This window comes from Janibacter sp. DB-40 (genome assembly GCF_029510815.1).
In the GTDB taxonomy this organism is placed as follows: domain Bacteria; phylum Actinomycetota; class Actinomycetes; order Actinomycetales; family Dermatophilaceae; genus Janibacter.
Window position 1 is genome coordinate 1,776,539 of the sequence record NZ_CP120360.1, and the last position, 24,452, is coordinate 1,800,990.

Annotated in this window: 22 protein-coding genes; 10 read left to right on the forward strand and 12 right to left on the reverse strand. The window is 71.4% G+C overall.

The genetic code is table 11. From position 1 onward, the window contains the following. Positions 1-20 precede the first annotated feature (20 nt). Genes PVE36_RS08440 through PVE36_RS08450 form a run of 3 tightly spaced genes read left to right on the forward strand, consistent with a single transcriptional unit; the run spans position 21 to position 2,441 of the window. Positions 21-731 (forward strand): ABC transporter ATP-binding protein, encoded by a 711-nt coding sequence (locus tag PVE36_RS08440; RefSeq protein ID WP_277451565.1) that lies wholly within the window; start codon positions 21-23, stop codon positions 729-731. Beyond that, entirely contained in the window at positions 721-1,488 is a 768-nt protein-coding gene (locus PVE36_RS08445; protein ID WP_277451567.1) for an ABC transporter permease, read from the forward strand. The genes PVE36_RS08440 and PVE36_RS08445 overlap by 11 nt, the downstream gene beginning before the upstream one ends. 47 nt (positions 1,489-1,535) lie before the next feature. Beyond that, complete coding sequence (locus PVE36_RS08450) at positions 1,536-2,441, forward strand: COX15/CtaA family protein (RefSeq protein ID WP_277451568.1); 906 nt, start codon at positions 1,536-1,538, stop codon at positions 2,439-2,441. A gap of 163 nt (positions 2,442-2,604) precedes the next feature. Here the strand turns inward: PVE36_RS08450 and PVE36_RS08455 are convergent, their stop codons facing one another. Next, complete coding sequence (locus tag PVE36_RS08455) at positions 2,605-3,555, reverse strand: heme o synthase (RefSeq protein WP_277451569.1); 951 nt, start codon at positions 3,553-3,555, stop codon at positions 2,605-2,607. A gap of 322 nt (positions 3,556-3,877) precedes the next feature. Between PVE36_RS08455 and tkt the strand changes: the two genes are divergently transcribed. From tkt to pgl, 7 genes are read left to right on the forward strand one after another with little or no spacing between them, the layout of a single operon-like run. Continuing rightward, positions 3,878-5,968, forward strand: a complete 2,091-nt coding sequence (gene tkt, locus PVE36_RS08460) for a transketolase (RefSeq protein ID WP_277455794.1) — start codon at positions 3,878-3,880, stop codon at positions 5,966-5,968. Between the two features lie 6 nt (positions 5,969-5,974). Beyond that, entirely contained in the window at positions 5,975-7,108 is a 1,134-nt protein-coding gene (tal, locus tag PVE36_RS08465; protein WP_277451571.1) for a transaldolase, read from the forward strand. After that, a complete protein-coding gene (locus PVE36_RS08470; RefSeq protein ID WP_277451572.1) occupies positions 7,105-8,727 on the forward strand; it encodes a glucose-6-phosphate isomerase in 1,623 nt (540 codons plus the stop codon). The genes tal and PVE36_RS08470 overlap by 4 nt, the downstream gene beginning before the upstream one ends. Beyond that, positions 8,724-10,265: a glucose-6-phosphate dehydrogenase gene (gene zwf / locus PVE36_RS08475; protein ID WP_277451576.1), complete on the forward strand. Its 1,542-nt coding sequence runs from the start codon at positions 8,724-8,726 to the stop codon at positions 10,263-10,265. The genes PVE36_RS08470 and zwf overlap by 4 nt, the downstream gene beginning before the upstream one ends. After that, positions 10,262-11,155, forward strand: a complete 894-nt coding sequence (locus tag PVE36_RS08480) for a glucose-6-phosphate dehydrogenase assembly protein OpcA (RefSeq protein ID WP_277451577.1) — start codon at positions 10,262-10,264, stop codon at positions 11,153-11,155. The genes zwf and PVE36_RS08480 overlap by 4 nt, the downstream gene beginning before the upstream one ends. Before the next feature lie 32 nt (positions 11,156-11,187). Beyond that, positions 11,188-11,382, forward strand: coding sequence for a hypothetical protein (locus PVE36_RS08485; protein ID WP_277451579.1), 195 nt, complete (start codon positions 11,188-11,190; stop codon positions 11,380-11,382). 2 nt (positions 11,383-11,384) lie between these two features. Then, positions 11,385-12,125, forward strand: coding sequence for a 6-phosphogluconolactonase (gene pgl / locus PVE36_RS08490; protein WP_277451581.1), 741 nt, complete (start codon positions 11,385-11,387; stop codon positions 12,123-12,125). Here the strand turns inward: pgl and PVE36_RS08495 are convergent. The 11 genes from PVE36_RS08495 to uvrA all read right to left on the reverse strand — a co-directional run bounded on the left by PVE36_RS08495 (position 12,115) and on the right by uvrA (position 24,383). Beyond that, a complete protein-coding gene (locus tag PVE36_RS08495) occupies positions 12,115-12,465 on the reverse strand; it encodes an RNA polymerase-binding protein RbpA (protein ID WP_277451582.1) in 351 nt (116 codons plus the stop codon). The genes pgl and PVE36_RS08495 overlap by 11 nt on opposite strands. 29 nt (positions 12,466-12,494) lie before the next feature. Beyond that, complete coding sequence (gene secG / locus PVE36_RS08500; protein ID WP_277241170.1) at positions 12,495-12,740, reverse strand: preprotein translocase subunit SecG; 246 nt, start codon at positions 12,738-12,740, stop codon at positions 12,495-12,497. A 100-nt stretch (positions 12,741-12,840) separates the two neighbouring features. Continuing rightward, positions 12,841-13,632, reverse strand: coding sequence for a triose-phosphate isomerase (tpiA, locus tag PVE36_RS08505; protein WP_277451584.1), 792 nt, complete (start codon positions 13,630-13,632; stop codon positions 12,841-12,843). Positions 13,633-13,634: 2 nt separating this feature from the next. Then, entirely contained in the window at positions 13,635-14,843 is a 1,209-nt protein-coding gene (locus PVE36_RS08510; RefSeq protein ID WP_277451585.1) for a phosphoglycerate kinase, read from the reverse strand. Between the two features lie 37 nt (positions 14,844-14,880). After that, positions 14,881-15,888: a type I glyceraldehyde-3-phosphate dehydrogenase gene (gene gap, locus PVE36_RS08515; protein WP_277451586.1), complete on the reverse strand. Its 1,008-nt coding sequence runs from the start codon at positions 15,886-15,888 to the stop codon at positions 14,881-14,883. Positions 15,889-16,004: 116 nt separating this feature from the next. Further along, positions 16,005-16,985, reverse strand: a complete 981-nt coding sequence (gene whiA / locus PVE36_RS08520) for a DNA-binding protein WhiA (RefSeq protein ID WP_277451587.1) — start codon at positions 16,983-16,985, stop codon at positions 16,005-16,007. Between the two features lie 34 nt (positions 16,986-17,019). Continuing rightward, positions 17,020-17,970 (reverse strand): uridine diphosphate-N-acetylglucosamine-binding protein YvcK, encoded by a 951-nt coding sequence (gene yvcK, locus PVE36_RS08525; protein WP_277451590.1) that lies wholly within the window; start codon positions 17,968-17,970, stop codon positions 17,020-17,022. Positions 17,971-17,972: 2 nt separating this feature from the next. Further along, a complete protein-coding gene (rapZ, locus tag PVE36_RS08530; protein WP_277451593.1) occupies positions 17,973-18,890 on the reverse strand; it encodes an RNase adapter RapZ in 918 nt (305 codons plus the stop codon). Then, on the reverse strand, positions 18,887-20,851 hold the full coding sequence (gene uvrC / locus PVE36_RS08535; protein ID WP_277451595.1) for an excinuclease ABC subunit UvrC: 1,965 nt from the start codon (positions 20,849-20,851) through the stop codon (positions 18,887-18,889). Before uvrC ends, rapZ begins: the two co-directional genes overlap by 4 nt. 3 nt (positions 20,852-20,854) lie before the next feature. Continuing rightward, positions 20,855-21,244, reverse strand: coding sequence for a Rieske 2Fe-2S domain-containing protein (locus PVE36_RS08540; protein WP_277451596.1), 390 nt, complete (start codon positions 21,242-21,244; stop codon positions 20,855-20,857). Positions 21,245-21,305: 61 nt separating this feature from the next. Continuing rightward, the gene (gene uvrA / locus PVE36_RS08545) at positions 21,306-24,383 is read right to left on the reverse strand and encodes an excinuclease ABC subunit UvrA (RefSeq protein ID WP_277451598.1); all 3,078 of its coding nucleotides are present in this window, start codon (positions 24,381-24,383) and stop codon (positions 21,306-21,308) included. Positions 24,384-24,452 lie beyond the last annotated feature (69 nt).

Consider the following 24,452-nt stretch of genomic DNA (forward strand, 5'->3'; position numbering starts at 1 on the left):
CTTGCCTAGACTTGTCCCTCGTGACTCGAGCCGTTGTCGTGGAGGACCTGCGCCGCGTCTTCGGCGACGTGGTCGCCGTCGACGGGGCCACGTGGGGCGCCGACACGGGTGAGATCACCTGCGTGCTCGGACCGAACGGCGCCGGCAAGACCACCACGATCGAGTGCCTCGAGGGGCTCCTGCGCCCCGACTCCGGCACCTGCCGCGTCCTCGGCACGAACCCGTGGCAGGCGGACGCGACCCACCGCGCCCGGGTCGGCGTGATGCTCCAGGACGGCGGACTCCCCCAGAGCGTCAACGCCCGGCGCCTGCTGACCCACCTCGGACGACTGCACATGAGCGAGCAGGCGGCCGAGCTGGTCGAGCGCCTCGACATCGCCCCCTTCGCCACGACCCCCATCCGGCGGCTCAGCGGCGGTCAACGCCAGCGGGTCGCCCTGGCCGCCGCGCTCGTCGGCGGACCCCGGGTCGCCTTCCTCGACGAACCCACCGCCGGGCTCGACCCGCACGCACGGATGGACGTGTGGGACCTGCTGCGCGAGCAGGCGCACGCCGGTGTCGGCCTCGTCGTGACCACCCACAGCTTCGAGGAGGCCGAGCGCCTGGCGGCGCGCGTGGTGATCCTCGACCACGGTCGCGTCGTCGCCGACGGGACGCCGGAGCAGATCGCCGCCGGCGGCCGTCTCGAGGACGCCTACTTCTCGCTCACCGGAGGCACGCGTGATCGCTGAGGCCACGACCCACGTCCCGACACCTGCCCCGCGAGGGCAGCGGGTGGTGGCCCAGGCGCGCTTCGAGGCGAGCATCCTCCTGCGCAACGGCGAGCAGCTGCTCGTCTCCCTCGTCCTGCCGGTGCTGGCCCTGGTCGCGCTCGTCACGGTGTCCTACCCGGACCTGTCGACGCCGCGCATCGCGGTGGTCGCACCCGGCGTCCTCGCCCTGGCCCTCGTCTCGACTGCGTTCACGGGCCAGGCGATCCAGACCGCCTTCGACCGTCGCTACGGCGTGCTGCGCATGCTCGCGACCACCCCGGTCGGGACCGACGGCCTTCTCGCGGGCAAGGCCCTGGCGATCGGCGCGGTCGCGGCCGGCCAGCTCACGGTCCTCGGGCTCCTCGCGGTCGTCATGGGCTGGCGGCCGGACCCCCTGGGACTGCTCCTCGCGCCGGTGACGGGAGCGCTCGGCGTGTGGGTCTTCGTCGCCCTCGCCCTGCTCGTGGCCGGGGCCATGCGCGCCGAGGCCGTCCTCGCGGTCGCCAACCTCGCGTGGGTCCTCCTGGCCGGCGCGGGCGGGCTCCTGCTCCCCGGAGGGACCCTCGGCAGCAGCGTCGCCGCCGTCGTCCGGTGGCTGCCCTCCGGCGCCCTCGGCGACGCCTTCCGCGCGCAGCTGGCGCACGGCAGCGTGCCGCTCCTGCCCTGGCTGGTCCTGCTCGTGTGGGGCGTCGGTCTGAGCCTGGCCGTCCTGCGCACCTTCCGTTGGCGCGACTGACCCGGCCCGGCGACGGGTCCCACCGGACCGCGACATACCGTAGTGGCGTGTCCGAGTACCCCGCAGCCGCGCGCACGTGGCTGCCTCGCCTGCTCCTGCTCAACCTGGTCGTCGAGATCGGCATCGTCCTCACCGGTGGCCTCGTGCGTCTCACGGGATCCGGGCTCGGGTGCCCCACGTGGCCGCAGTGCACACCGGGGTCCTACGTCCCCACGGTCGAGCAGGCCGAGGGGTTCCACAAGTTCATCGAGTTCGGCAACCGCACCCTCACCGGGGTCGTCGGCATCGCCGCCCTCGTCCTGCTCATCGCCCTCCTCCGCTGGGCACGCGACCGCCCCGAGCTGATCCGCGGCACCTGGGTCGTGCTCGGTGGCGTCGCGGCGCAGGCGATCGTCGGGGGCATCACGGTGCTCACCGGACTCAACCCGTGGATCGTCGGTTTCCACTTCCTCTGCTCGATGGCGATCATCGCGGTCTCGGCGTGGTTGCTGTGGCGTTACCCCCAGGGCCCCGGGCCCACCCGCTCACTTGTCCACCCGCTGGTGGACCTCACGACGTGGGCGCTCTGTGTCGTGGCCGTGGTCGTGCTCGTCCTCGGCACCATGGTGACGGGCTCCGGCCCGCACTCCGGTGACGCGGACGTCCCCGCCCGTACCGGCTTCGATCCCCGCACGATCTCCTGGCTGCACGCCGACGCCGTCATGCTCTTCATCGGGATCGTCGTCGCCGTCTGGCTCGGGGCCCGGCTCACCGAGCGCACGGAGGGCTCCGCCCGCGCCTGGGGCGTCGTCCTCCTCGTCACCCTCGCCCAGGGCCTCGTCGGCTACGTGCAGTACCTGACGAAGCTGCCCGAGGTCCTCGTCCTGGCCCACATGTTCGGCGCGGCCGCGCTCGTCGTCGTCATCGCCCGCGCCCTCGTCCTCTCCCGCGAGCCGGTGCAGTCCCCGGCCTGATGCCACGTCGGGCACCAGAGAGCGGACGAAGGGAGGGTGCGGGCCGACTCAGGCCGGCGGCCGGAGCGACCGACACGGGTGCAGGCGAAGAACGAGGCGTCCGGACGACGCGCCAAGGCCCGTGCGCTCCCTTCGTCCGCAGACTACGCAGGCCGAGCCGAACTCAGGCCAGGCCGGGCAGGGGCAGGTGCAGCAGCGGGTCGATCGCGACGCCGAGGAAGAGCAGCGTCACGTAGGTGATCGAGAAGTGGAACAGCCGCATCGGCTTGAGCACCTGGGGGCTCGCGCCCTTGCGGGCCGCCGACATCAGCCGGTGGGCCTCGGCGACGAAGAGCCCACCCGAGAGCACCGCGGCACCCAGGTAGATCCAGCCCATGTCGGCCACGGGGACGAGCGCCAGCGAGGTGAGGACCATCAGCCATGAGTAGGCGACGATCTGCTTGGCCACCGTCGTCTGCTCCTGGACGACCGGGGCCATCGGTACGCCGGCGGCGGAGTAGTCGTCGGTGAAGCGCATGGACAGCGGCCAGTAGTGCGGCGGCGTCCAGAAGAAGATCACGAGGAAGAGGATGATCGCCGGCCACCCGACCGAGTTGGTCACGGCGGACCACCCGATGAGCGTCGGCATGCAGCCGGCGACGCCGCCCCAGACGATGTTCTGCGCCGTGCGCCGCTTGAGGACCATCGTGTAGCCGACGGCGTAGAGCAGGATCGCGGCGAAGGACAGCGCCGCGGACAGCCAGTTGACGAGCAGCCCCAACCAGAGGGTGGAGACGAGCGTCAGGACGACGCCGAAGACCATCGCACCCGTGGGCGTGGCCTCCCCGGTCACGAGGGGCCGGTTGATCGTGCGGCCCATCTTCGCGTCGATGTCACGGTCGTAGACCATGTTGAAGGTGTTGGCCGCACCGGCGCTGAGGGAACCTCCGACGAGGGTGAGCACGATCAGGCCCAGGGAGGGGACGCCGCGCTGGGCGAGGAACATCACCGGCACCGTCGTCACGAGGAGCAGCTCGATGATCCGAGGCTTCGTCAGCGCGACGTACGCACGCACGGTGCGCCGCCACGGGCGGGTCGCCGGCGACAGCTCGCGCGTCGACTCGAGAGTGGTCACGGACTGCCTTTGCCGAAGGGGGTGGGACATGGCGGCGCGGGGCGCCGACCGTGCCCGCAGTCTACCCGTGCCGAACGGGCCCTCGGGGCCGCCCCCGCGCGGCGTGGCACACACTCGCGATCCCACTAGTGTGGAGGCGAGCACCCACCGCGTCTGCAGAGAAAGGTCTTCCGTGAGCACGGACACCGACACATCCCCCACCGCACCCGCCAAGAAGTCGGCCGGCGCCGCGGCTCCCAGGGGGACCACCCGCACCGTCGCCTCGGCGAACCCGGACGGCCCGGCGGGCACGTCCTCGCGCTCCAGCCAGCTCCCTCGCCCGATCGCAACCAAGGCGGGGTGGAGCGACCTGGACGTGCGCGCGGTCGACACCGGCCGGGTCCTGGCGGCGGATGCGGTGCAGAAGTGCGGCAGCGGTCACCCCGGGACCGCCATGAGCCTCTCCCCCGCCGCCTACCTGCTCTACCAGCAGGTGATGACGCACGACCCGAGCGACCCGACGTGGCTGGGCCGCGACCGCTTCGTGCTCTCGGTGGGCCACTCCTCGCTGACCCAGTACATCCAGCTCTTCCTCTCCGGCTACGGCATGGAGCTGAGCGACCTCGATGCGCTGCGCACGTGGGGCTCGCTCACGCCCGGCCACCCCGAGGTGCACCACACCCCCGGTGTGGAGATCACGACCGGCCCGCTCGGCTCCGGCTTCGCCTCCGCGGTGGGCATGGCCATGGCCCAGCGCCGCCAGCGCGGGATGTTCGACCCGGACGCGGCGCCGGGCACCTCCCCCTTCGACCACACCATCTGGTGCCTCGCCTCCGACGGTGACCTCCAGGAGGGGGTCTCCTCCGAGGGGAGCTCGCTCGCCGGGCACCAGGAGCTGGGCAACCTCAACGTCATCTACGACGCCAACCAGATCTCCATCGAGGACGACACCGACATCTCCTTCAGCGAGGACGTCGGCGCCCGCTACCGCGCCTACGGCTGGCACGTCATCGACGTCGACTGGCGCAGGACGGGAGACGGCTCCGCCTACGTCGAGGACGTCGACGCGCTCCTCGACGCGTGCACCGCCGCGAAGGAGAACACCTCCGCGCCCACGATGATCGTGCTGCACACGATCATCGGCTGGCCGGCCCCGACCAAGCAGGACTCCGGGGCCGCCCACGGCGCGGCCCTCGGCGAGGACGAGGTCGCGGCGACCAAGGAGCTGCTGGGCTTCGACACGACGGTGGACTTCCCCGTCGAGGAGGCCGTCCTCGAGCACACCCGCGCGGTCGTCACCCGCGGCCAGAGCGCCCACGCCGAGTGGGACGAGCGCATGGCCGCCTGGCGGTCGAGCAACCCCGAGCGTGCGGCGCTGCTCGACCGCGTCGTCGACGCCCGGGTCCCCGAGGGTCTCGACGAGGCCCTGCCGACCTTCGAGGCCTCCGAGAAGGGCATGGCCACGCGCAAGGCCTCCGGCGAGGTCCTCACCGCCCTCGCCGACGTCATGCCGGAGCTGTGGGGCGGCTCCGCCGACCTCGCCGGCTCCAACAACACGACGATGGAGGGGCAGCCCTCCTTCGTCCCCAAGGGCAAGCAGACCGAGTCCTGGTCCGGCAACGAGTACGGCCGCACCCTGCACTTCGGGATCCGTGAGCACGGCATGGGCATGGCGATGAACGGCATCGCCCTCGAGGGCCTGACCCGCGTCTACGGCGGCACCTTCCTCGTCTTCTCCGACTACATGCGCCCGGCCGTGCGCCTGGCCTCCCTCCAGCAGCTGCCGGTGACGTACGTGTGGACCCACGACTCCATCGGCCTCGGTGAGGACGGCCCGACGCACCAGCCGATCGAGCACCTCGCCGCCCTGCGCGCCATCCCGGGCCTCGACGTCGTCCGACCGGGCGACGCGAACGAGGTGAGCGTCTGCTGGGGCCAGGTCCTGAAGAACACCTCCACCGCGGCCCTGGCCCTCTCCCGCCAGGGGACGCCGGTCATCGACCGCGACGAGTTCGCTCCGGCGGCCGGCGCGGCGAAGGGCGCCTACGTCCTGGCGGAGTCCAGCACCGACGTGCCCGAGGTCGTCCTCGTCGCCACCGGAACCGAGGTCGCCGTGGCCCTGGCCGCCCGCGCAACGCTCGAGGAGGCGGGCACCGGGACCCGGGTGGTCTCCATGCCCTGCCGTGAGTGGTTCGACCAGCAGCCGAGGGAGTACCGCGACGAGGTCCTGCCGCCCGCCGTCCGAGCCCGCGTCTCCGTCGAGGCCGCGACCCCCTTCGGCTGGCGCGAGATCGTCGGTGATGCCGGCGAGAGCGTGGGGATCGACCACTTCGGTGCCTCCGCGGACCACGCGACCCTCTACGAGAAGTTCGGCATCACGCCCGAGGCCGTCGTCTCGGCGGCCCGGACGTCCATCGACAACGTGAAGGGATGAGTGAACATGGCTGGAGATCTCCCGACCAAGCCCGCCCCGGTCGAGGCCCTCTACCGCGCAGGGGTGTCGGTCTGGCTCGATGACCTCAGCCGCGAGCGGCTCCGCTCGGGCAACCTGCAGGAACTCATCGACACCAAGGGCATCGTCGGTGTCACGACGAACCCCTCGATCTTCCAGGCCGCCCTCGCCGAGGGTGACGCCTACGACGAGCAGCTCAACGCGCTCGCCGCCGAGGGCAAGAGCGTCGACGAGGTCGTCTTCGCCCTGACGACCGACGACGTGCGCGAGGCCTGTGACGCCTTCCGGACGATCCACGAGGTCACCGACGGCGTCGACGGTCGCGTCTCGATCGAGGTCGACCCGCGCCTGGCGCACGACGCCGACGAGACCGTCACGGTCGCGAGCCAGCTGGCCGAGACCGTCGACCGGCCGCAGGTCTTCATCAAGATCCCGGCGACCGAGGCCGGTCTGCCCGCGATCACCAAGACGCTCGCGGCCGGCATCAGCGTCAACGTCACGTTGATCTTCAGCCTCGAGCGCTACCGCGCGGTGATGAACGCCTTCATCGAGGGCCTCGAGCAGGCGCTCGAGGCGGGCAGGGACCTGTCGACGATCCACTCGGTCGCCTCGTTCTTCGTCTCCCGGGTCGACGCGAAGGTCGACGGCCAGCTCGCGGAGATCGGAACCGAGGAGGCGCTGGCCCTGCGGGGCCGGGCCGGCCTGGCCAACGCCCGCTTGGCGTACCAGGCCTACGAGGAGGTCTTCTCCACGCCCCGGTGGCAGCGCCTCGAGGACGAAGGGGGACGCCGCCAGCGTCCGCTGTGGGCCTCCACCGGCGTGAAGGACCCCGAGTACCCGGACACGCTGTACGTGACCGAGCTCGTCGCCGACAACACCGTCAACACGATGCCGGAGAAGACGCTCGACGCGACGATCGACCACGGCACGGTCACCGGTGACTCCATCACCGGCTCCTACGCGGAGGCCCAGGAGGTCCTCGACGCCCTCGCGGGCCTGGGCATCAGCTACACCGAGGTCACCGCCACCCTCGAGACCGAGGGCGTCGAGAAGTTCGAGAAGGCCTGGGAGGAGCTGCTCGACGGCGTGCGCGCCGAGCTCGGCAAGGCGGCCGCCCGGTGACCAGCCTGGCCGTCCTCGCCTCGGGTGCCGCCGCGGACGCGGTGGGCACCCACGTGCCCGAGCTGGTGTCGGACCGGGTGGCCAGTCGACTCTTCGACGGTGATGCCACGCTCTGGGGAGAGGCGGCGCAGGAGGAGGCGGCCAAGCGCCTGGCCTGGGTCGGCCTCGGCCGCACCTCGCGACACCTCGTCGGTGAGATCGGTGCCGTGCGTGAGGAGCTGCGTGAGCAGGGCGTCGACCGGATCGTCCTCTGCGGCATGGGCGGCAGCTCCCTGGCGCCGGAGGTCATCTGCGCCACGGCCGGTGTCCCGCTGACCGTCCTGGACTCCAGCCACCCCGACGTCGTGCGCGCCGCCGCGACCGACCTGGCCCGCACGGCCGTCGTCGTCTCGAGCAAGTCCGGGTCGACGGTGGAGACCGACAGCCAGCGACGGGTCTTCGAGGAGGCCTTCACCGCCGCGGGGATCGATGCGGCCAGCCGGATCGTCGTCGTGACCGACCCGGGCAGCCCGCTCGAGGAGGACGCCCGCAGCAAGGGCCAGCGGGTCGTGACCGCAGACCCCGACGTCGGTGGCCGGTACTCCGCCCTGACCGCCTTCGGCCTCGTCCCCTCCGGGCTGGCCGGCGTGGACGTCGAGGAGCTGCTCGACGACGCCGAGGCGGTCACCGACCTGCTCGCCGAGGACGACGAGGCCAACCCCGGGCTGCGCCTCGGTGCGGCCATCGCCGGCACGCACCCCTTGCGCGACAAGCTCTACCTCGTCGACCACGGCACGACGGTCCGCGGCCTGGGTGACTGGGTCGAGCAGCTGATCGCCGAGTCCACCGGCAAGCAGGAGCGCGGTCTCCTCCCGGTCGTCCTCGACGCACCCGGGCGGACCGAGCTGCCGGACGACGCGACCCTGTGCCGACTCGTCGAGGTCGGCGAGGACGACCGGCCCGCCCCGACGGCCGCCGCCTCCACGCTCGATGTCGGTGGTTCCCTCGGCGCGCAGTTCCTGCTGTGGGAGGTTGCCACGGCCGTGGCCGGTCGACTGCTCGGGATCAACCCCTTCGACCAGCCCGACGTCGAGAGCGCCAAGCAGGCCGCGCGTGACCTCATGTCCCAGTCCGCGGCGACCGGCACCGAGGCCGACGCCGTGGACGGCCCGGTGGAGATCCGCCACCTCGGTGGCGACTGGCTCGGCGGGGCGGACACGATCGAGTCCGCCCTCGAGGCCCTGCTCGCGCAGCTCGACCCCGAGCACGGGTACGTCGCCGTCATGGCCTACCTCGACCGGGAGGCCGATGCCCCCTTCGCCGAGGCGGTCGATGCCCTGGCCGCCCGCGTGCAGCGGCCGAGCACCCTCGGGTGGGGCCCCCGCTTCCTGCACTCGACCGGGCAGTACCACAAGGGAGGTCCCCGCACCGGCGTCTACCTGCAGATCACCGGCGCACCCGAGGAGGACCTGCCCGTCCCCGGTCGCGATTTCACGCTCGGTGAGTTCATCGCCGCCCAGGCCGGCGGCGACGCCGCCGTCCTCGCCGACCACGGGCGTCCGGTCCTCCGGCTGCACCTGACCGACCACGATCGCGGACTGGCCGCGGTCGACGCCGCCCTGCGAGGGGGCCGCGCATGAGTCCCGTCCCCGTCACGGCCGAGAGCAATCCGCTGCGGGACCCGCGGGACAAGCGCCTGCCCCGCATCGCCGGCCCGTGCAGCCTCGTCCTCTTCGGCGTCACCGGGGACCTGGCCCGCAAGAAGCTGCTGCCGGCGATCTACGACCTGGCCAATCGCGGTCTGCTGCCGCCGGGCTTCTCGCTCGTCGGCTTCGCCCGCCGCGACTGGGCCGACCAGGACTTCGGCAAGGTCGTCTACGACGCGGTGCGCGAGCACGCCCGCACCCCGTTCCGCGAGGAGGTCTGGCGCTCGCTCTCGGAGGGCTTCCGATTCGTCCCCGGGGACTTCGACGACGACGCCGCCTTCGACCTGCTCGCACAGACCGTGCGCGACCTCGACCAGGAGCGCGGCACGGGCGGCAACCACGCCTTCTACCTGTCCATCCCCCCGGACTTCTTCTCCGTGGTCTGCGAGCAGCTCCAGCGCAGCGGGCTGGCCACCCCGGAGGACGACTCGTGGCGGCGCGTCGTCATCGAGAAGCCCTTCGGCCACGACCTCGAGAGCGCCCAGGAGCTCAACGCCATCGTGGAGGCGGTCTTCCCCCCGGACTCGATCTTCCGCATCGACCACTACCTGGGCAAGGAGACCGTCCAGAACCTGCTCGCGCTGCGCTTCGCGAACCAGATGTTCGAGCCGGTCTGGAACAGCCACTACGTCGACCACGTGCAGATCACCATGGCCGAGGACATCGGCATCGGTGGGCGCGCCGGGTACTACGACGACGTGGGCGCCGCACGCGATGTCATCCAGAACCACCTGCTCCAGCTCCTGGCCCTCACCGCCATGGAGGAGCCCACGAGCTTCGCCGCCGGAGCCCTGCGGATGGAGAAGGAGAAGATCCTGGCGGCCGTGCGCGTCCCCGACGACCTCGGCGCCGCCACCGTCCGCGGCCAGTACACCGCCGGCTGGCAGGGCGGTGAGAAGGTCCGGGGCTACCGCCAGGAGAAGGGGGTCGCCGACGGGTCGACCACCGAGACCTACGCGGCCATGCGACTGGACATCGAGACCCGCCGGTGGGCCGGGGTCCCCTTCTACCTGCGGACCGGCAAGCGCCTCGGCCGACGAGTCACGGAGATCGCCGTCGTCTTCGCGCGGGCCCCCCACCTGCCCTTCACGGACACCGAGACCGAGGAGCTCGGCCAGAACGCCGTGGTCATCCGCGTGCAGCCCGACGAGGGCGTGACCATGCGCTTCGGCGCGAAGGTCCCGGGGAACCAGATGGAGGTGCGCGACGTGACGATGGACTTCGGTTACGGACGCGCCTTCACCGAGTCCAGCCCGGAGGCCTACGAGCGGCTGATCCTCGACGTGCTCCTCGGGGACCCGCCGCTCTTCCCCCGGCACGAGGAGGTCGAGCTCTCCTGGAAGATCCTCGACCCGATCGAGGAGTTCTGGGCCAAGCAGGACACCGTCGAGGAGTACCCAGCAGGAACCTGGGGCCCGGACGCCGCCGACACGATGATGCATCGGGACGGACGCACCTGGAGGCTGCCGTGATCGTCGACCTTCCCGCCGCGAGCACGGCACAGGTGGCCCAGCGGCTGATCGAGATCCGTGAGGACGTCGGCGCGATGGCCCTCAGCCGGGTGCTCACGCTCGTCCTCGTCGTGCCGGAGGAGGACGCCGAGGAGGCGCTCGCCGTGGCCAACACCGCCAGCCACCAGCACCCCGCCCGGATCGTGTGCGTGATCCTGTCCAATGCCCGCGGCAAGGCACGCCTGGACGCGCAGCTGCGGGTCGGCGGTGATGCGGGCGCCTCGGAGGTCGTCGTGCTGCGTCTGTACGGCGAGCTCGTGGGGCACGCCCGCAGCGTCGTGACACCACTCGTCCTGCCCGACTCCCCCGTCGTCGCCTGGTGGCCGACCGAGGCACCCAAGGACCCCGGGACCGACCCCGTCGGCGCGATGGCACAGCGCCGCATCACCGACAGTGCCGCCTCCACGGGATCCATCACCACCACGCTCAGGCGTCTGGCCCGCACCTACACCGCCGGCGACACCGATCTGGCGTGGAGCCGGATCACGCTCTGGCGTGGGCTGCTCGCCACGACCCTGGACCGGCCCCCCTTCGATCCGGTCACCGCCGCCACCGTCGTCGGTGCGCAGGACTCCCCGTCGGCCGACCTGCTGGCCGGCTGGCTGCGGGCCCGTCTGCGCTGCCCGGTCTCCCTCGTGCGCTCCCGGACCGGCAGCGGTGTCGTCAGCGTCCGGCTCCACCGCGACTCCGGCCCCATCGACCTGGTCCGGCCACTGCAGGGCGACACCGCGGCCCTCGACCAGCCGGGCCAGCCGCGGCGGGCCATCGCCATGGCCCCCGGTCGGATGCCGAGTGCCTCGCCGACGAGCTGCGTCGACTCGACGCCGACGAGGTCTACGAGGAGGCCCTGATCACGGGCCTGCCCGCGGTGACCCGACGCCGGATGACGATGACCGAGGCCGTCGAGGAGGGCCTCGTCCCCTCCCCCAGTGACGCCCGACGCACCGCCGAGCGACTCGCCGAGGAGTCCAAGGACGCCATCCGCAGTGCGATGGTCGACGCCGAGCCGGAGTCCGCGAGCACCAGCACCGACGCCGTCAGGACAGCCGTCCGCGATCGGCTCGACGACGGGGAGTGACCATGACCGACCCGCTGCTCGTCATCCATCCCAGCCCCAGTCGTCTGGTCACGATCACCGGCGGGCGCCTGCTCACCGCCGTCCAGGATGCCCTGGCAGCCCGTGGCGAGGCGCACGTCGCCCTCACCGGTGGGTCCATGGGCTCGGCCGTCGTCGCCGCGCTGGCGGACCACCCGGCCCACGACGCCGTGGACTGGTCGCGCGTGCACTTCTGGTGGGGCGACGAGAGGTACCTCCCGGCAGGAGACGCCGGGCGCAACGACGCCCAGAACGACGAGGCCGGGCTGCGGTCACTCGTCCCCGACTCGCAGAACGTCCACCGCGTCCCCGGGCCTGACGAGGTCGACTCCGCCGAGGAGGCCGCGCGCAGGTACGAGGAGGAGCTGCGGACCCACGGCAGCGGGTCCTTCGACATCGTGCTGCTCGGCGTCGGGCCGGACGGGCACATCGCCTCGCTCTTCCCCGGCCATCCGGTGCAGCAGGAGGCCTCGGCCATCGCCGTGGCGGTCCACGACTCCCCCAAGCCGCCGCCGACCCGGGTGACGCTCACGGCGGAGTGCCTCTCCCGGTCGCGTCAGGTGTGGTTCGTCGTCTCGGGCGAGGACAAGGCCGCGGCCGTGGCGAAGGGGGTGTCGGGCGCCCCTCCCGCGCAGGACAGCACGGGGCTGGTCCGTGGCCAGGAACGCACGCTGTGGCTCGTCGACGAGGCGGCCGCCTCGGACGTGGAGCCCGTCAGCGGATGAGGCCGCGGTCGCGCAGCTCGCCGAGCCGCTCCTCGAGGATGGCCTCGCCCTCGGAGTCGGAGCGGCGCTCCTTCACGTAGGCCAGGTGGGTCTTGTAGACCTCGGCCGTCGGGGCGGCCGGAGGGTTGTCCTTGTCGCGACCGGCGGGCAGGCCACAGCGCTTGCACACCCACTCGGCCGGGATCTCCACGCCCTCGTCGACGGAGAAGGACGGAGTCATCTCGTGGCCGTTGGCGCACCAGTAGGAGACGAAGCCGCGTGCTGCGGCCTCGCCGCGCTCGGCCTCACCCATCGGGCCGGCGCCGATGCGGCTGCCGCGGATTGCGTTGCCACCTGCCATGACGAACTCCTACGTGGTCGAGTCGGGGATCAGGCGTCGAAGCGGTCGACGAGACCGAGACCGACGATCGAGGTGAACCACACCAGCCCCACGACGATCGTGAACCGGGTGAGGTTGCGCTCCGCGACCGATGAGCTGCCCAGGGACGCCGACATGCCCCCACCGAACATGTCGGAGAGGCCACCACCCTTGCCCTTGTGCATGAGGATGAGCAGGATCTGGACCAGGCTCGTGATCACGAGGATCACCTGGAGTCCGATGCGGACGGCATTCACTCGATCAGGTCCTTGTCGGTCGGGACGGTCGGTTGGTTCTGTCGGGCACCTCCGTGAGAGGGCCCCGCGACAGGATACCTCTCCGACCCGGCAACCCGGGTCAGGCGGTGAGGTGCTGCTGGTAGCGGCAGATCGAGGCGAAGTCGTCGGCGGCGAGGGAGGCGCCTCCGACGAGCGCTCCGTCCACATCGGCACCGGCCATGATCGAGGCGACGTTGCCCGGCTTGACCGATCCGCCGTAGAGCACGCGGACCGCGTCCGCAGTCTCGGTAGAGTACATCTGCGCCAGCGTGCTGCGGATGGCCGCGCACACCTCCTGGGCGTCCTCCGGGGTCGCGACCTCACCGGTCCCGATCGCCCAGACCGGCTCGTACGCGACGACGACGGTGGCCGCCTGCTCCGCGGTGATGCCCTCGAGGCTGCCCCTGACCTGGTCGACGACGTGCGCGACGTGCCCCCCGGTCCGGCGGACCTCGAGCCCCTCGCCGACGCAGACGATCGGCACCATGCCGTGCCGGTAGGCGGCGACCGCCTTGCTCGCGACGACGTCGTCGGTCTCACCGTGCCCCTCGCGCCGCTCACTGTGGCCCACCACGACGTAGCTGCAGCCGAGCTTGGACAGGAAGGCCCCCGAGATGTCGCCGGTGTGGGCACCGGAGTCGTGCGGGCTGAGGTCCTGGGCGCCGTAGGCCATGAGCAACCGGTCACCCTCGACCAGCGTCTGCACCGAGCGCAGGTCGGTGAAGGGCGGCAGGACGACCACCTCGACGGCGCCGTAGTCGTGCTTGCCGTCGCGGAGGGTCCAGTCCAGCTTCTGCACGAGGTGGGTGCCCTGCAGGTGGTCGAGGTTCATCTTCCAGTTGCCCGCCATGAGCGGCTTGCGGCTGGTCATGTTCAGTTCTCCTGCTGCTCGAGGACGGACAGCCCCGGGAGGTCCTTGCCCTCGAGGTACTCGAGGCTGGCACCACCACCGGTGCTGATGTGGCTGAAGTCGTCGTCGGCGAAGCCGAGCCGGCGCACGGCCGCGGCGGAGTCGCCACCGCCGACGACGGTCAGCGCGCCCGCCCTGGTCACGTCGGCCAGGGCCCGGGCGACGGACGCGGTCCCGGCGGCGAAGGGCTCCATCTCGAAGGCGCCCATGGGGCCGTTCCAGAAGACGGTGCGACAGTCCAGGAGCTTCTCGGCGAAGAGGCGACCGGAATCGGGGCCGATGTCCAACCCCATCCGGTCGGCGGGGATCGCGTCGGCCGCCACGACCTCGTGCTCGGCATCGGCCGCGAAGTCGGTCGCGGCGACGACGTCGGTCGGCAGGATGATCTCGACGCCGTCCCGCTCGGCGCGCTCGAGGTACTCGCGCACGACCTCGAGCTGGTCCTCCTCGAGAAGGCTCCTGCCGACCTCGTGACCCTGCGCGCGCAGGAAGGTGAAGACCATGCCACCGCCGATGAGCAGGCGGTCGGCCGTCCCGAGGAGGTTGTCGATGACCCCGAGCTTGTCGCTGACCTTGGCGCCGCCGAGGACGACGGCGTAGGGCCGCGTCGGGTCGCTCGTGAGGCGACGCAGCACCTCCACCTCGGTCTCCACGAGGCCACCCGCGACAGCCGGGAGCCGGGTCACGATGTCGTAGACGGAGGCCTGCGCCCGGTGCACGACACCGAAGCCGTCGGAGACGTAGGCATCGGCGAGCGAGGCGAGGGCGTCGGCGAAGGCTCCCCGCTCGTCCTCGTCCTTGCTCGTCTCCCCTGCGTTGAAGCGCAGGTTCTCCAGCACCGCGACCTGGCCGTCACCGAGGCCGGCCACGGTCTCGCGCGCGGAGTCGCCGACGGTGTCAGTGGCGAAGGCGACCTCGGCACCGAGCAGCTCCCCCAGTCTCGCGGCGACCGGGGCGAGCGAGTAGCGCGGGTCCGGCTCCCCCTTCGGCCGACCGAGGTGGGCGCACACGACGACGCGCGCTCCCTCCTCGACCAGACGGGTGATCGTCGGCAGCGAGGCCCTGATGCGTCCGTCGTCGGTGATGGTCTGCCCGTCCAGGGGGACGTTGAGGTCGGACCGGACCAGCACGCGCCGGCCGCGCAGGTCGCCGAGGTCAGCGAGGGTCTTCACGGATGCCTTTCGTTGCCGTCGATGGAGGAGGTGGGGCTCAGAGCGAGGAGCCGACGAGGGACGTGAGGTCGACGAGGCGGTTGGCGTAGCCCCATTCGTTGTCGTACCAACCGACGACCTTGACCTGGTTGCCGATGACGCGGGTCAGGCCCGCGTCGAAGATGCAGCTGGCCGGGTCGGTCTCGATGTCGGTGGAGACGATCGGCTCCTCGGTGTAGGTGAGCAGCCCCTTCATCGGCCCCTCGGCCGCGGCCTTGCGCATGATCTCGTTGACCTCCTCCACGGAGGTGTCCCGAGCGGTCTCGATGGTCAGGTCGGTGGCCGACCCGGTGGGAACCGGGACGCGGAGGGCGAAGCCGTCCAGCTTGCCCTCCAGCTCCGGCAGGACCAGGGAGACGGCCTTGGCGGCGCCGGTCGTGGTCGGCACGATGTTCAGGGCCGCGGCGCGCGCCCGTCGCAGGTCCTTGTGCGGGCCGTCCTGGAGGTTCTGGTCGGCGGTGTAGGCGTGGATCGTGGTCATCAGGCCCTTGGTGATCCCCAGGGTGTCGTTGAGGGCCTTCGCCATCGGGGCCAGGCAGTTCGTCGTGCAGGACGCGTTGGAGATGATGGTGTGCTTGCCCGCGTCGTACAGGTCGTCGTTGACACCCATGACGACCGTGAGGTCCTCGTTCTTGGCCGGGGCCGAGATGATGACCTTCTTCGCGCCGGCGTCGACGTGCGCCTTGGCCTTGGTCGCGTCGGTGAAGTGGCCGGTGGACTCGATCACGACGTCCACGCCGAGATCACCCCACGGCAGCTGGGCCGGGTCCGTCTCGGCGAGGGACCTGATGAGCCGTCCGTCGACCTCGATGCCGCCCTCGACGACCTTCACGTCGCCGTCGTAGCGACCAAGGACCGAGTCGTACTTGAGCAGGTGGGCCTGGGTCGCGTCGTCACCGAGGTCGTTGAAGGCCACGACCTCGACGTCGGCCCCGGACGCATGGATCGCGCGGAAGAAGTTGCGGCCGATGCGGCCGAAGCCGTTGATGCCAACTCGTACAGTCACTGTGGTGCCTCCCGAAGGTGGTTGCGCACTTGACGGCCGCGGATCGCGGCTCCCCGACCACCCTATTGCCTGTCGGAGCCCTGCGCGGGCCCGGGAGGGTGCTGCGGCGAGGTGTCTCAGCCGTCGAGCATGTCCGAGGTGAGGGAGGCCTCGGTGCCGGGGATCCCCTGGTCCTCGGCACGCTTGTCCGCCATGGCCAGCAGCCGGCGGATGCGGCCCGCGACGGCGTCCTTGGTCATCGGGGGCTCGGCCCGCTGACCGAGCTCCTCCAGCGAGGCCTCCTTGTGCTGCAGGCGCAGCTGGCCGGCCTCGCGCAGGTGGTCGGGGATCTCCTCCCCGAGGATCTCCATGGCCCGCTGGACGCGGGCTCCCGCGGCCACCGCTGCGCGGGCCGAACGCCGGAGGTTGGCGTCGTCGAAGTTGGCCAGGCGGTTGGCGGTCGCCCGCACCTCCCGGCGCATGCGCCGCTCCTCCCACGCGAGCACCGCCTCGTGCGCGCCGAGCCGGGTGAGCATGGCACTGATGGCGTCTCCGTCACGGATGACGACGCGGTCGACGCCACGGACCTCGCGCGCCTTGGAGGGGATGCTCAGCCGACGGGCCGCACCGACGAGTGCGAGCCCGGCCTCGGGGCCGGGGCAGGTGATCTCGAGCGAGGAGCTGCGCCCGGGCTCCGTCAGCGACCCGTGGGCGAGGAAGGCGCCTCGCCAGGCCGCCTCCGCATCGCAGACCGCTCCCCCGACGACTCGGGGAGGCAGGCCCCGCACGGGCCGACCCTCGGCGTCGACGAGCCCGGTCTGCCGGGCAAGCGCCTGGCCGTCCTTGCTCACGCGCACGATGTAGCGACTGCCCCGGCGCAGGCCGCCGGCGGCCAGCTGCATGAGCTCGGTCTCGTAGCCGTACAGCTCGATGATGTCCTTGCGCACCCGTCGCGCCGCACTGGCGGTGTCGAGCTCGGCCTCGACGACGATCTGCCGGCCCACCTTGTGCAGTCCGCCGGCGAATCGGAGCACGCTGGCGACCTCGGCCTTGCGACAGCAGGTCCGGGTGATCTGGAACCTGCTCAGCTCGTCCTTGACCTTGTCGGTCATCGCCATGGGGTCCGTCCTTCCGGGGTGGTCGCCAGCACGTTCACGCGAGGATGTCACGATAGGCCGCCGCGAGCCGCAGCGCGTCATGGCGGTCCGCGTACTGGGGCTGTGCGAGCGGGGTCACGACGAGCTGCGCACCGAGCTTCTCGCACGCCGCGGTGAGCCGACTCATGTTCTCGATGGTGCTCGGGTCGGCGAGGACGACGTCCACCGCCAGCTCCGGAGCCGTCTCGTGCAGCGTCTCGATGTGCCGGGTGGCGGAGAAGCCACGCGTCTCCGCGGTGTTCATGTCGAGGTTGAGCGTGAGGACCTTGCGCGCCCTCGCCTCGGCCAGTGCCGTGCGCAGCTCGGGCACGAGCAGGTGCGTGAGCACCGAGGTGTACCAGGAGCCCGGTCCGAGGATGATGTGGTCCGCCTCGCTCACGGCCGCCACCGACTCGGGTCGTGCCGGCGGGTCGTGCGGCTCGAGGGAGATCGACTCGACGAGACCGTGGGTGCTGGCGATGGCCACCTGGCCGAGCACGGTCCGGATGGCCGAGGGGTCACTCGGGTCGAGGCCGCTCACCCGCGCACGCAGCTCGAGGGGCACCGCCGCCATCGGCAGGACCCGACCCCGGGCGCTGAGCAGCCGCCCCACGAGGTCGAGACCGGTCACCGGGTCGTCGTGCAGCTGCCACAGGGCGACGATGAGCAGGTTGCCCAGGGCGTGGCCCGCAAGGTCCCCGTCCCCGGTGAAGCGGTGCTGGAGGACGTCCCCCCACGTCTGCCCCCACTCGTTGTCGTCGCACAGCGCCGTCAGCGCCATCCGCAGGTCGCCCGGGGGCAGCACACCGAAGTCCTCGCGGAGGCGACCGGAGGAGCCGCCGTTGTCGGCGACGGTGACGATGGCGGTCACCTGCTCGCAGACGAGACGCAGGGCGGAGAGCGAGGCCGCGAGACCGTGGCCGCCCCCGAGGGCGACCACCTTCGACGAGCGCAGGCGATCGACCACGCTCACTCCTGACCGAGGTCGCGGTGGACGACGAAGGTCGCGATCTCCTTCGACCCCAGCCGCGCAGCCAGGGCCTCGGCGACGGCCACGGACCGGTGCTTGCCACCGGTGCACCCCACGGCCAGCGTGACGTACCGGCGGTTCTCCCGGAGGTACCCCGCGATGACCGGGGTGAGCATGGTCTCCACCCCGTCGATGAACTCCTGGGCCCCCGGCTGGGACAGCACGTACTCGGCGACCTGGGTCTCGCGTCCCGTGTACGGGCGCAGCTCCGGGACCCAGAACGGGTTGGGCAGGAACCTCATGTCGAAGACGAAGTCCGCGTCGAGGGGCACGCCGTACTTGAACCCGAAGGAGAGGACGGCCAGCCGCAACCGCTCGACGGAGTCGCTGCGGAAGATCGGGCTGATCTTGCGCCCGAGCTGGTGCACGTTGAGCCCGGAGGTGTCGATGACCATCTCGGCGTTCGACCTGATGTCGGCGAGCACCTCGCGCTCCTTCAGGATGGCGTCCAGCAGGCGCCCGTCGCCCTGCAGGGGGTGGGGGCGCCGCACGCTCTCGAAGCGGCGCACGAGGGCCTCGTTGGTCGCGTCGAGGAAGACGAGGTGGGTGCGCCACCCGCCCTCCCGCAGTCGCTGGAGCGAGGAGGTCAGGGCCGTGAAGCCCTGCGCCCGGACATCGAGGGCGATCCCGATGCGGACGGGACCGTCCCCCCGGGTCGGGTCGTCCTCACGGGACTCGGACAGGCGCAGCAGGTCGTCGAGGAGCATCACGGGCAGGTTGTCGATGACGTACCAGCCGTGGTCCTCCATCACCTTGCCGACCGTCGAGCGGCCCGCGCCGCTCATGCCGGTGACCACGACGACCTCGCGGCTCACGTCCCCGCGGTCCCGCTCGAGGGTGGCATCGGGCTCGCTCATCGTGGCTCTCCTTCGTCGAGGACCTCACCGGTGGTGAGGTTCACGGCGGGTGTGGACTCCGTCGGGGCCAACTCTGCCGCAATACGCTCGGCAAGCGCAGGTCCGATCCCCGGGGTCTCCCCCAGCTCCTCCGCGCTGGCGGCACGAATGCGCTTCACGGAGCCGAATCGGGCCAGCAGCGCCTTGCGCCGGGCCTCCCCCAGACCGCGGATCCCGTCGAGGGCGCTGCGCGTCATCGACTTGCTCCGACGCTCCCTGTGGAAGGTGTTGGCGAAGCGGTGTGCCTCGTCGCGCAGACGTTGCAGCAGGAAGAGCGCGTCGCTGGTGCGGGGCAGGATCACCGGGTACTCGTCACCCGGGAGCCAGACCTCCTCGAGCCGCTTGGCCAGCCCGACGAGGGCGACGTCGACGATCCCCAGCTCGTCCAGCACGCGCTGTGCGGCCGCGACCTGCGGGGCGCCACCGTCGACGACGACGAGGTTGGGCGGGTAGGCGAAACGGCTGACCTCGGTCGGCTGCTGCGCCTCCGGGGTCGCGGCCGCGGCGTCAGGCGTCGCGGCTGCAGCGTCGCGGTCCTTGACGTGCCGGGCGAAGCGCCGCGAGAGCACCTCGTGCATGGACGCGGTGTCGTCGGTGCGCCCCTCGACGTCCCCCCGGACGATGAACCGTCGGTACTCGCTCTTGCGGGCGACGCCGTCCTCGAAGACGACCATCGACCCCACGACGTCGCTGCCCTGGACGTGCGCGATGTCGTAGCCCTCGATCCGCAACGGCGCGTCGTCGAGCCCCAGCGCCTCCTGCAGCTGCTGCAGGGCCTGGCTGCGGGTCGTCAGGTCCCCGGCACGGGCGACCTTGTGGCGGGCCAGGGACTGGGACGCGTTGCGCTCGACGGTGGCCATGAGGGCCCGCTTGTCGCCCCGCTGCGGCACGCGGAGGGTGACGCGACTCCCCCTTCGCTCCCCCAGCCAGGCCGCCATGTCCTCACCCTGCGGCGGGAGGACGGGCACGAGGACCTCGCGCGGCACCTCCTCACCGCCGTAGACCTGCTGCAGCAGGTGCTCCACGAGCTCAGGGAGGTCCTCCGCGTCCTTCTCGGCGACCCAGCCCCGCTGACCGCGGATCCGTCCACCCCGGACGTGGAAGACCTGGATGGCGACCTCGAGCTCGTCGTCGGCCAGGGCGAAGACGTCCGCATCCGTGCCGTCGGGCAGGACGACCGCGGACTTCTCGAGGGCCTTGGTCAGTGCCGTCACGTCGTCGCGGAGCCGGGCCGCCTGCTCGAAGTCGAGCTCGGCGGCCGCGGCCTTCATCTCGCGCTCGAGGCGGCGGACGAAGCGGTCGGTGCGTCCGGCGAGGAAGTCGCACAGCTCGTCGGCCAGTGCCCGGTGCTCCTCGGGGCTGACCCACCCGACGCACGGCGCGGAGCACTTGTCGATGTACCCCAGCAGGCAGGGGCGGCCGGACTGCTCCGCCCGCTTGAAGACCCCCTTGCTGCACGTCCGCACCGGGAAGACCCTCAGGAGCAGGTCGAGGGTCTCGCGGATGGCCCAGGCATGGGTGTACGGGCCGAAGTAGCGCGTGCCCTTGCGCTTGGCGCCCCGCATCACCTGCGCCCGGGGGAACTCCTCCCCCATCGTCACCGCGAGGTACGGGTAGGACTTGTCGTCGCGGTACTTGACGTTGAACCGCGGGTCGTACTCCTTGATCCAGGAGTACTCGAGCTGGAGGGCCTCGACCTCGGTGGCCACCACCGTCCACTCGACGCTCGCGCCCGTGCGCACCATCCGCTGGGTACGTGGGTGCAGCGCGGCGATGTCCTGGAAGTAGGAGGACAACCGAGACCGGAGCGACTTGGCCTTGCCGACGTAGATGACCCGGCCGTGCTCGTCCCGGAAGCGGTAGACGCCCGGATCGGTCGGGATCGACCCGGCTGCGGGTCGGTAGGTTGCGGGATCCGCCACTGACTACGCCCCGGAGACCACGACGTCGTCACCCTCGACCGTCACCGAACGCTCACCGAGCCCCTCGGTGGCCGGACCCTTCGTCATGTCACCGGACCGTGGGTCGAACTCGCTGCCGTGGCAGGGACAGATGATCGCGCGCGTGGTGACCTCGTCGACCGCGCAGCCCTGGTGGGGGCAGCTGGCGTCGAAGGCCTTGTACTCACCGGCGCTGGGCTGGGTGACCACGACCCCGTCCTTGACGACCCCGCCGCCCTCGGGCACCTCTGCGGCGGGGACACGGACTGGCTCGGCGGGGTCGGCCGGCTCCTGGCTCCCGCCACAGGCGGAGAGCGGGACCGCCGCCCCCGCGGTCGCGACCACGGTGATGAGCCCACGTCGTGTCGTCGTCACATCGATCTCCCTGTCCGGCACCGGGTTGTGCCACGATCCTGTCACTGCCGGCTGCACGTCCTCAGCCGGCCTTCTTGGCCCGCCTGGCCGCTGCGCCGGCAGCGCTGGAGACCTCGGGCTTCTTCGTGGCCTGCGCGGCGCTGCGAGGGGCCTTCTTCGCGGGCTTCCTCGCGGCCTTCTTCCGCGCTCCCTTCGCCGGGAGGACGGGGGCCTCCTCCTCGACGAGCTCGCCGATGACCGGGGTGGTGTCCGACTTCGCCAGCACGGGTGCGAGGAACTGTCCGGTGTAGGAGTCCGCGGAGGCGGCCACCTCCTCCGGGGTTCCGGTGGCGACCACCCGACCGCCCCCGTCACCGCCCTCGGGGCCCATGTCGACGATCCAGTCGGCGCTCTTGACGACGTCGAGGTTGTGCTCGATGACCAGGACGCTGTTGCCCTTGTCGACGAGTCCCTGCAGGACGAGCAGGAGCTTGCGGATGTCCTCGAAGTGCAGGCCGGTGGTCGGTTCGTCGAGCACGTAGATGGTGCGGCCGTTGGAGCGCTTCTGCAGCTCGGACGCCAGCTTCACCCGCTGCGCCTCGCCGCCGGAGAGGGTCGTGGCGGGCTGCCCGAGGCGCACGTAGCCCAGCCCCACGGCGTTGAGCGTCTTCATGTGTCGGGCGATCGCCGGCACCGCGGCGAAGAAGTCCTCCGCCTCCTCGATCGGCATGTCGAGCACCTCGGCGATGTTCTTGCCCTTGAAGTGCACCTCCAGCGTCTCGCGGTTGTAGCGCGCACCGTGGCACACCTCGCACGGGACGTAGACGTCGGGCAGGAAGTTCATCTCGATCTTCAGCGTCCCGTCGCCGGAGCACGCGTCGCACCGGCCGCCCTTGACGTTGAAGGAGAAACGGCCGGGCTGGTAGCCACGCACCTTGGCCTCGCTCGTCTCGGCGAAGAGCCGACGCACGTGGTCGAACACGCCCGTGTACGTCGCCGGGTTCGACCGCGGCGTCCGTCCGATCGGGCTCTGGTCGACGTGGACCACCTTGTCGAGGTGGTCCAGCCCCGTCACGGTCTTGTGCCGACCGGGCACCTGCCGCGCGCCGTTGAGCTTGTTGGCCAGCACGCGGTAGAGGATGTCGTTGACGAGTGTGGACTTGCCCGAGCCGGACACCCCCGTGATCGCGATGAAGTTCCCGAGCGGGAAGGCGACCTCGATGTCGTGCAGGTTGTGCTCGCGCGCTCCCTTGACGGTCAGCTCCCGACCGGGCCGCTGCGGCCGCCGGGTCGCCGGCAGGGGGATCTCCAGCTCACCTGCCAGGTAGCGCCCGGTCGCCGAGCGCTTGTTGGTCAGCAGCTGCGACAGCGGCCCCGAGTGCACGACGTCACCACCGTGCTCGCCGGCGCCGGGGCCGATGTCGACGACCCAGTCGGACGAGGCGATCGTGTCCTCGTCGTGCTCGACGACGATGAGGGTGTTGCCCAGGTCCCGCAGTCGGGTCAGGGTCTCGATGAGGCGGTGGTTGTCCCGCTGGTGCAGTCCGATGCTCGGCTCGTCGAGGACGTAGAGGACCCCGACGAGACCGGACCCGATCTGGGTCGCCAGCCGGATGCGCTGGGCCTCCCCGCCGGAGAGCGTCCCGGCGGCACGGGAGAGCGAGAGGTACTCCAGACCCACATCGAGGAGGAAGCCGAGGCGGGCGTTGATCTCCTTGATCACCTGCTCGGCGATCTGCAGCTCCCGGTCGGTGAAGTCGACGGTCCCCAGGAAGCCCGCGGCCCGGGCGATGGACATGGACGAGACGTCGGCGATGCTGTGGCCCCCGACGAGGACGGCCAACGACTCCGGCTTCAGCCGGGTCCCGTCGCACGTGGGGCACGGGATCTCGCGCATGTAGCCCTCGTAGCGCTCCCGGCTCCAGTCCGACTCGGTCTCCAGGTGCCGACGCTTCACGAAGGGGATGACCCCCTCGAAGCCCGTGCTGTAGGCGCGCTCGCGACCGAAGCGGTTGCGGTAGCGCACGTGCACCTTGTGCTTGTGGCCGTGCAGCAGGGCCCCGCGGGCCCGCTCCGGCAGCGCCCGCCACGGGGTGTCCATGTCGAAGCCGAGGTCGTCGCCGAGGGCGGCCATCGTCCGCTGGAAGTACTGGGCCGACTGGGTCCCCTTCGCCCACGGGGCGATCGCCCCCTCGCCGAGGCTGAGGTCGTCGTCCGGGACGACGAGCTCGGGGTCGACCTCCAGCTCCGTGCCCAGCCCGGTGCACACCGGGCAGGCACCGAAGGGGGAGTTGAAGGAGAACGAGCGCGGCTCGATCTCGTCGATGTCGAGGGGGTGGTCGTTCGGGCAGGCCATCGTCTCCGAGTAGCGACGCTGGCGCTGCGGGTCGTCCTCCGCCAGGTCGACGAAGTCGATGACGACGACGCCCCCGGCCAGACCCAGCGCGGTCTCGACCGAGTCGGTCAGGCGCTGCTTGTTCGCCCGGTCCTCGGCCCCCTTCGCCACGAGCCGGTCGACGACCACGTCGATGGTGTGCTTGACCTGCTTCTCCAGCGTCGGCGGCTCCGAGAGGGAGATCACCTCGCCGTCGACGAGGGCGCGGCTGTACCCCTTGGTCCGCAGCTCGTCGAAGAGGTCGACGAACTCACCCTTGCGGGCGCGCACCACCGGGGCGAGCACCTGGAAGCGGGTGCGCTCCGGCAGCTCGAGCAGCCGGTCGACGATCTGCTGCGGGCTCTGCCGGGTGATGGGCTCACCGCAGACAGGGCAGTGCGGGCGACCCACGCGGGCGAAGAGCAGGCGGAGGTAGTCGTGGACCTCGGTGATCGTGCCGACGGTCGAGCGCGGGTTGCGGTTCGTCGACTTCTGGTCGATGGAGACGGCCGGCGAGAGGCCCTCGATGAAGTCGACGTCGGGCTTGTCCATCTGCCCGAGGAACTGGCGCGCGTAGGCGGACAGCGACTCGACGTAGCGCCGCTGGCCCTCGGCGAAGATGGTGTCGAAGGCGAGCGACGACTTGCCCGACCCGGACAGGCCGGTGAAGACCACGAGCGCGTCCCGCGGGATGTCGATGTGGATGTTCTTGAGGTTGTGCTCGCGGGCCCCCTGGACGACGATCCGGTCGTGCAGTCGGGAACCAGCGGCCTTGGCAGCAGTCACCCACCACACCTTAGGTGCCGCCCCTGACAACCCACGTCCGCCTTCCGCCGTGCGGACCGCCTAGCCTGT

What these genes read in the sequence shown, in the direction of transcription:
- pgl (WP_277451581.1), top strand. Translation starts at nt 11,385, where the DNA reads ATGACCGACCCGCTGCTCGTCATCCATCCCAGCCCCAGTCGTCTGGTC.
- PVE36_RS08495 (WP_277451582.1), bottom strand. Translation starts at nt 12,465, where the DNA reads ATGGCAGGTGGCAACGCAATCCGCGGCAGCCGCATCGGCGCCGGCCCG.
- rapZ (WP_277451593.1), bottom strand. Translation starts at nt 18,890, where the DNA reads ATGAGCGAGCCCGATGCCACCCTCGAGCGGGACCGCGGGGACGTGAGC.
- PVE36_RS08485 (WP_277451579.1), top strand. Translation starts at nt 11,188, where the DNA reads ATGACGATGACCGAGGCCGTCGAGGAGGGCCTCGTCCCCTCCCCCAGT.
- zwf (WP_277451576.1), top strand. Translation starts at nt 8,724, where the DNA reads ATGAGTCCCGTCCCCGTCACGGCCGAGAGCAATCCGCTGCGGGACCCG.
- whiA (WP_277451587.1), bottom strand. Translation starts at nt 16,985, where the DNA reads ATGGCGATGACCGACAAGGTCAAGGACGAGCTGAGCAGGTTCCAGATC.
- tal (WP_277451571.1), top strand. Translation starts at nt 5,975, where the DNA reads ATGGCTGGAGATCTCCCGACCAAGCCCGCCCCGGTCGAGGCCCTCTAC.
- tpiA (WP_277451584.1), bottom strand. Translation starts at nt 13,632, where the DNA reads ATGACCAGCCGCAAGCCGCTCATGGCGGGCAACTGGAAGATGAACCTC.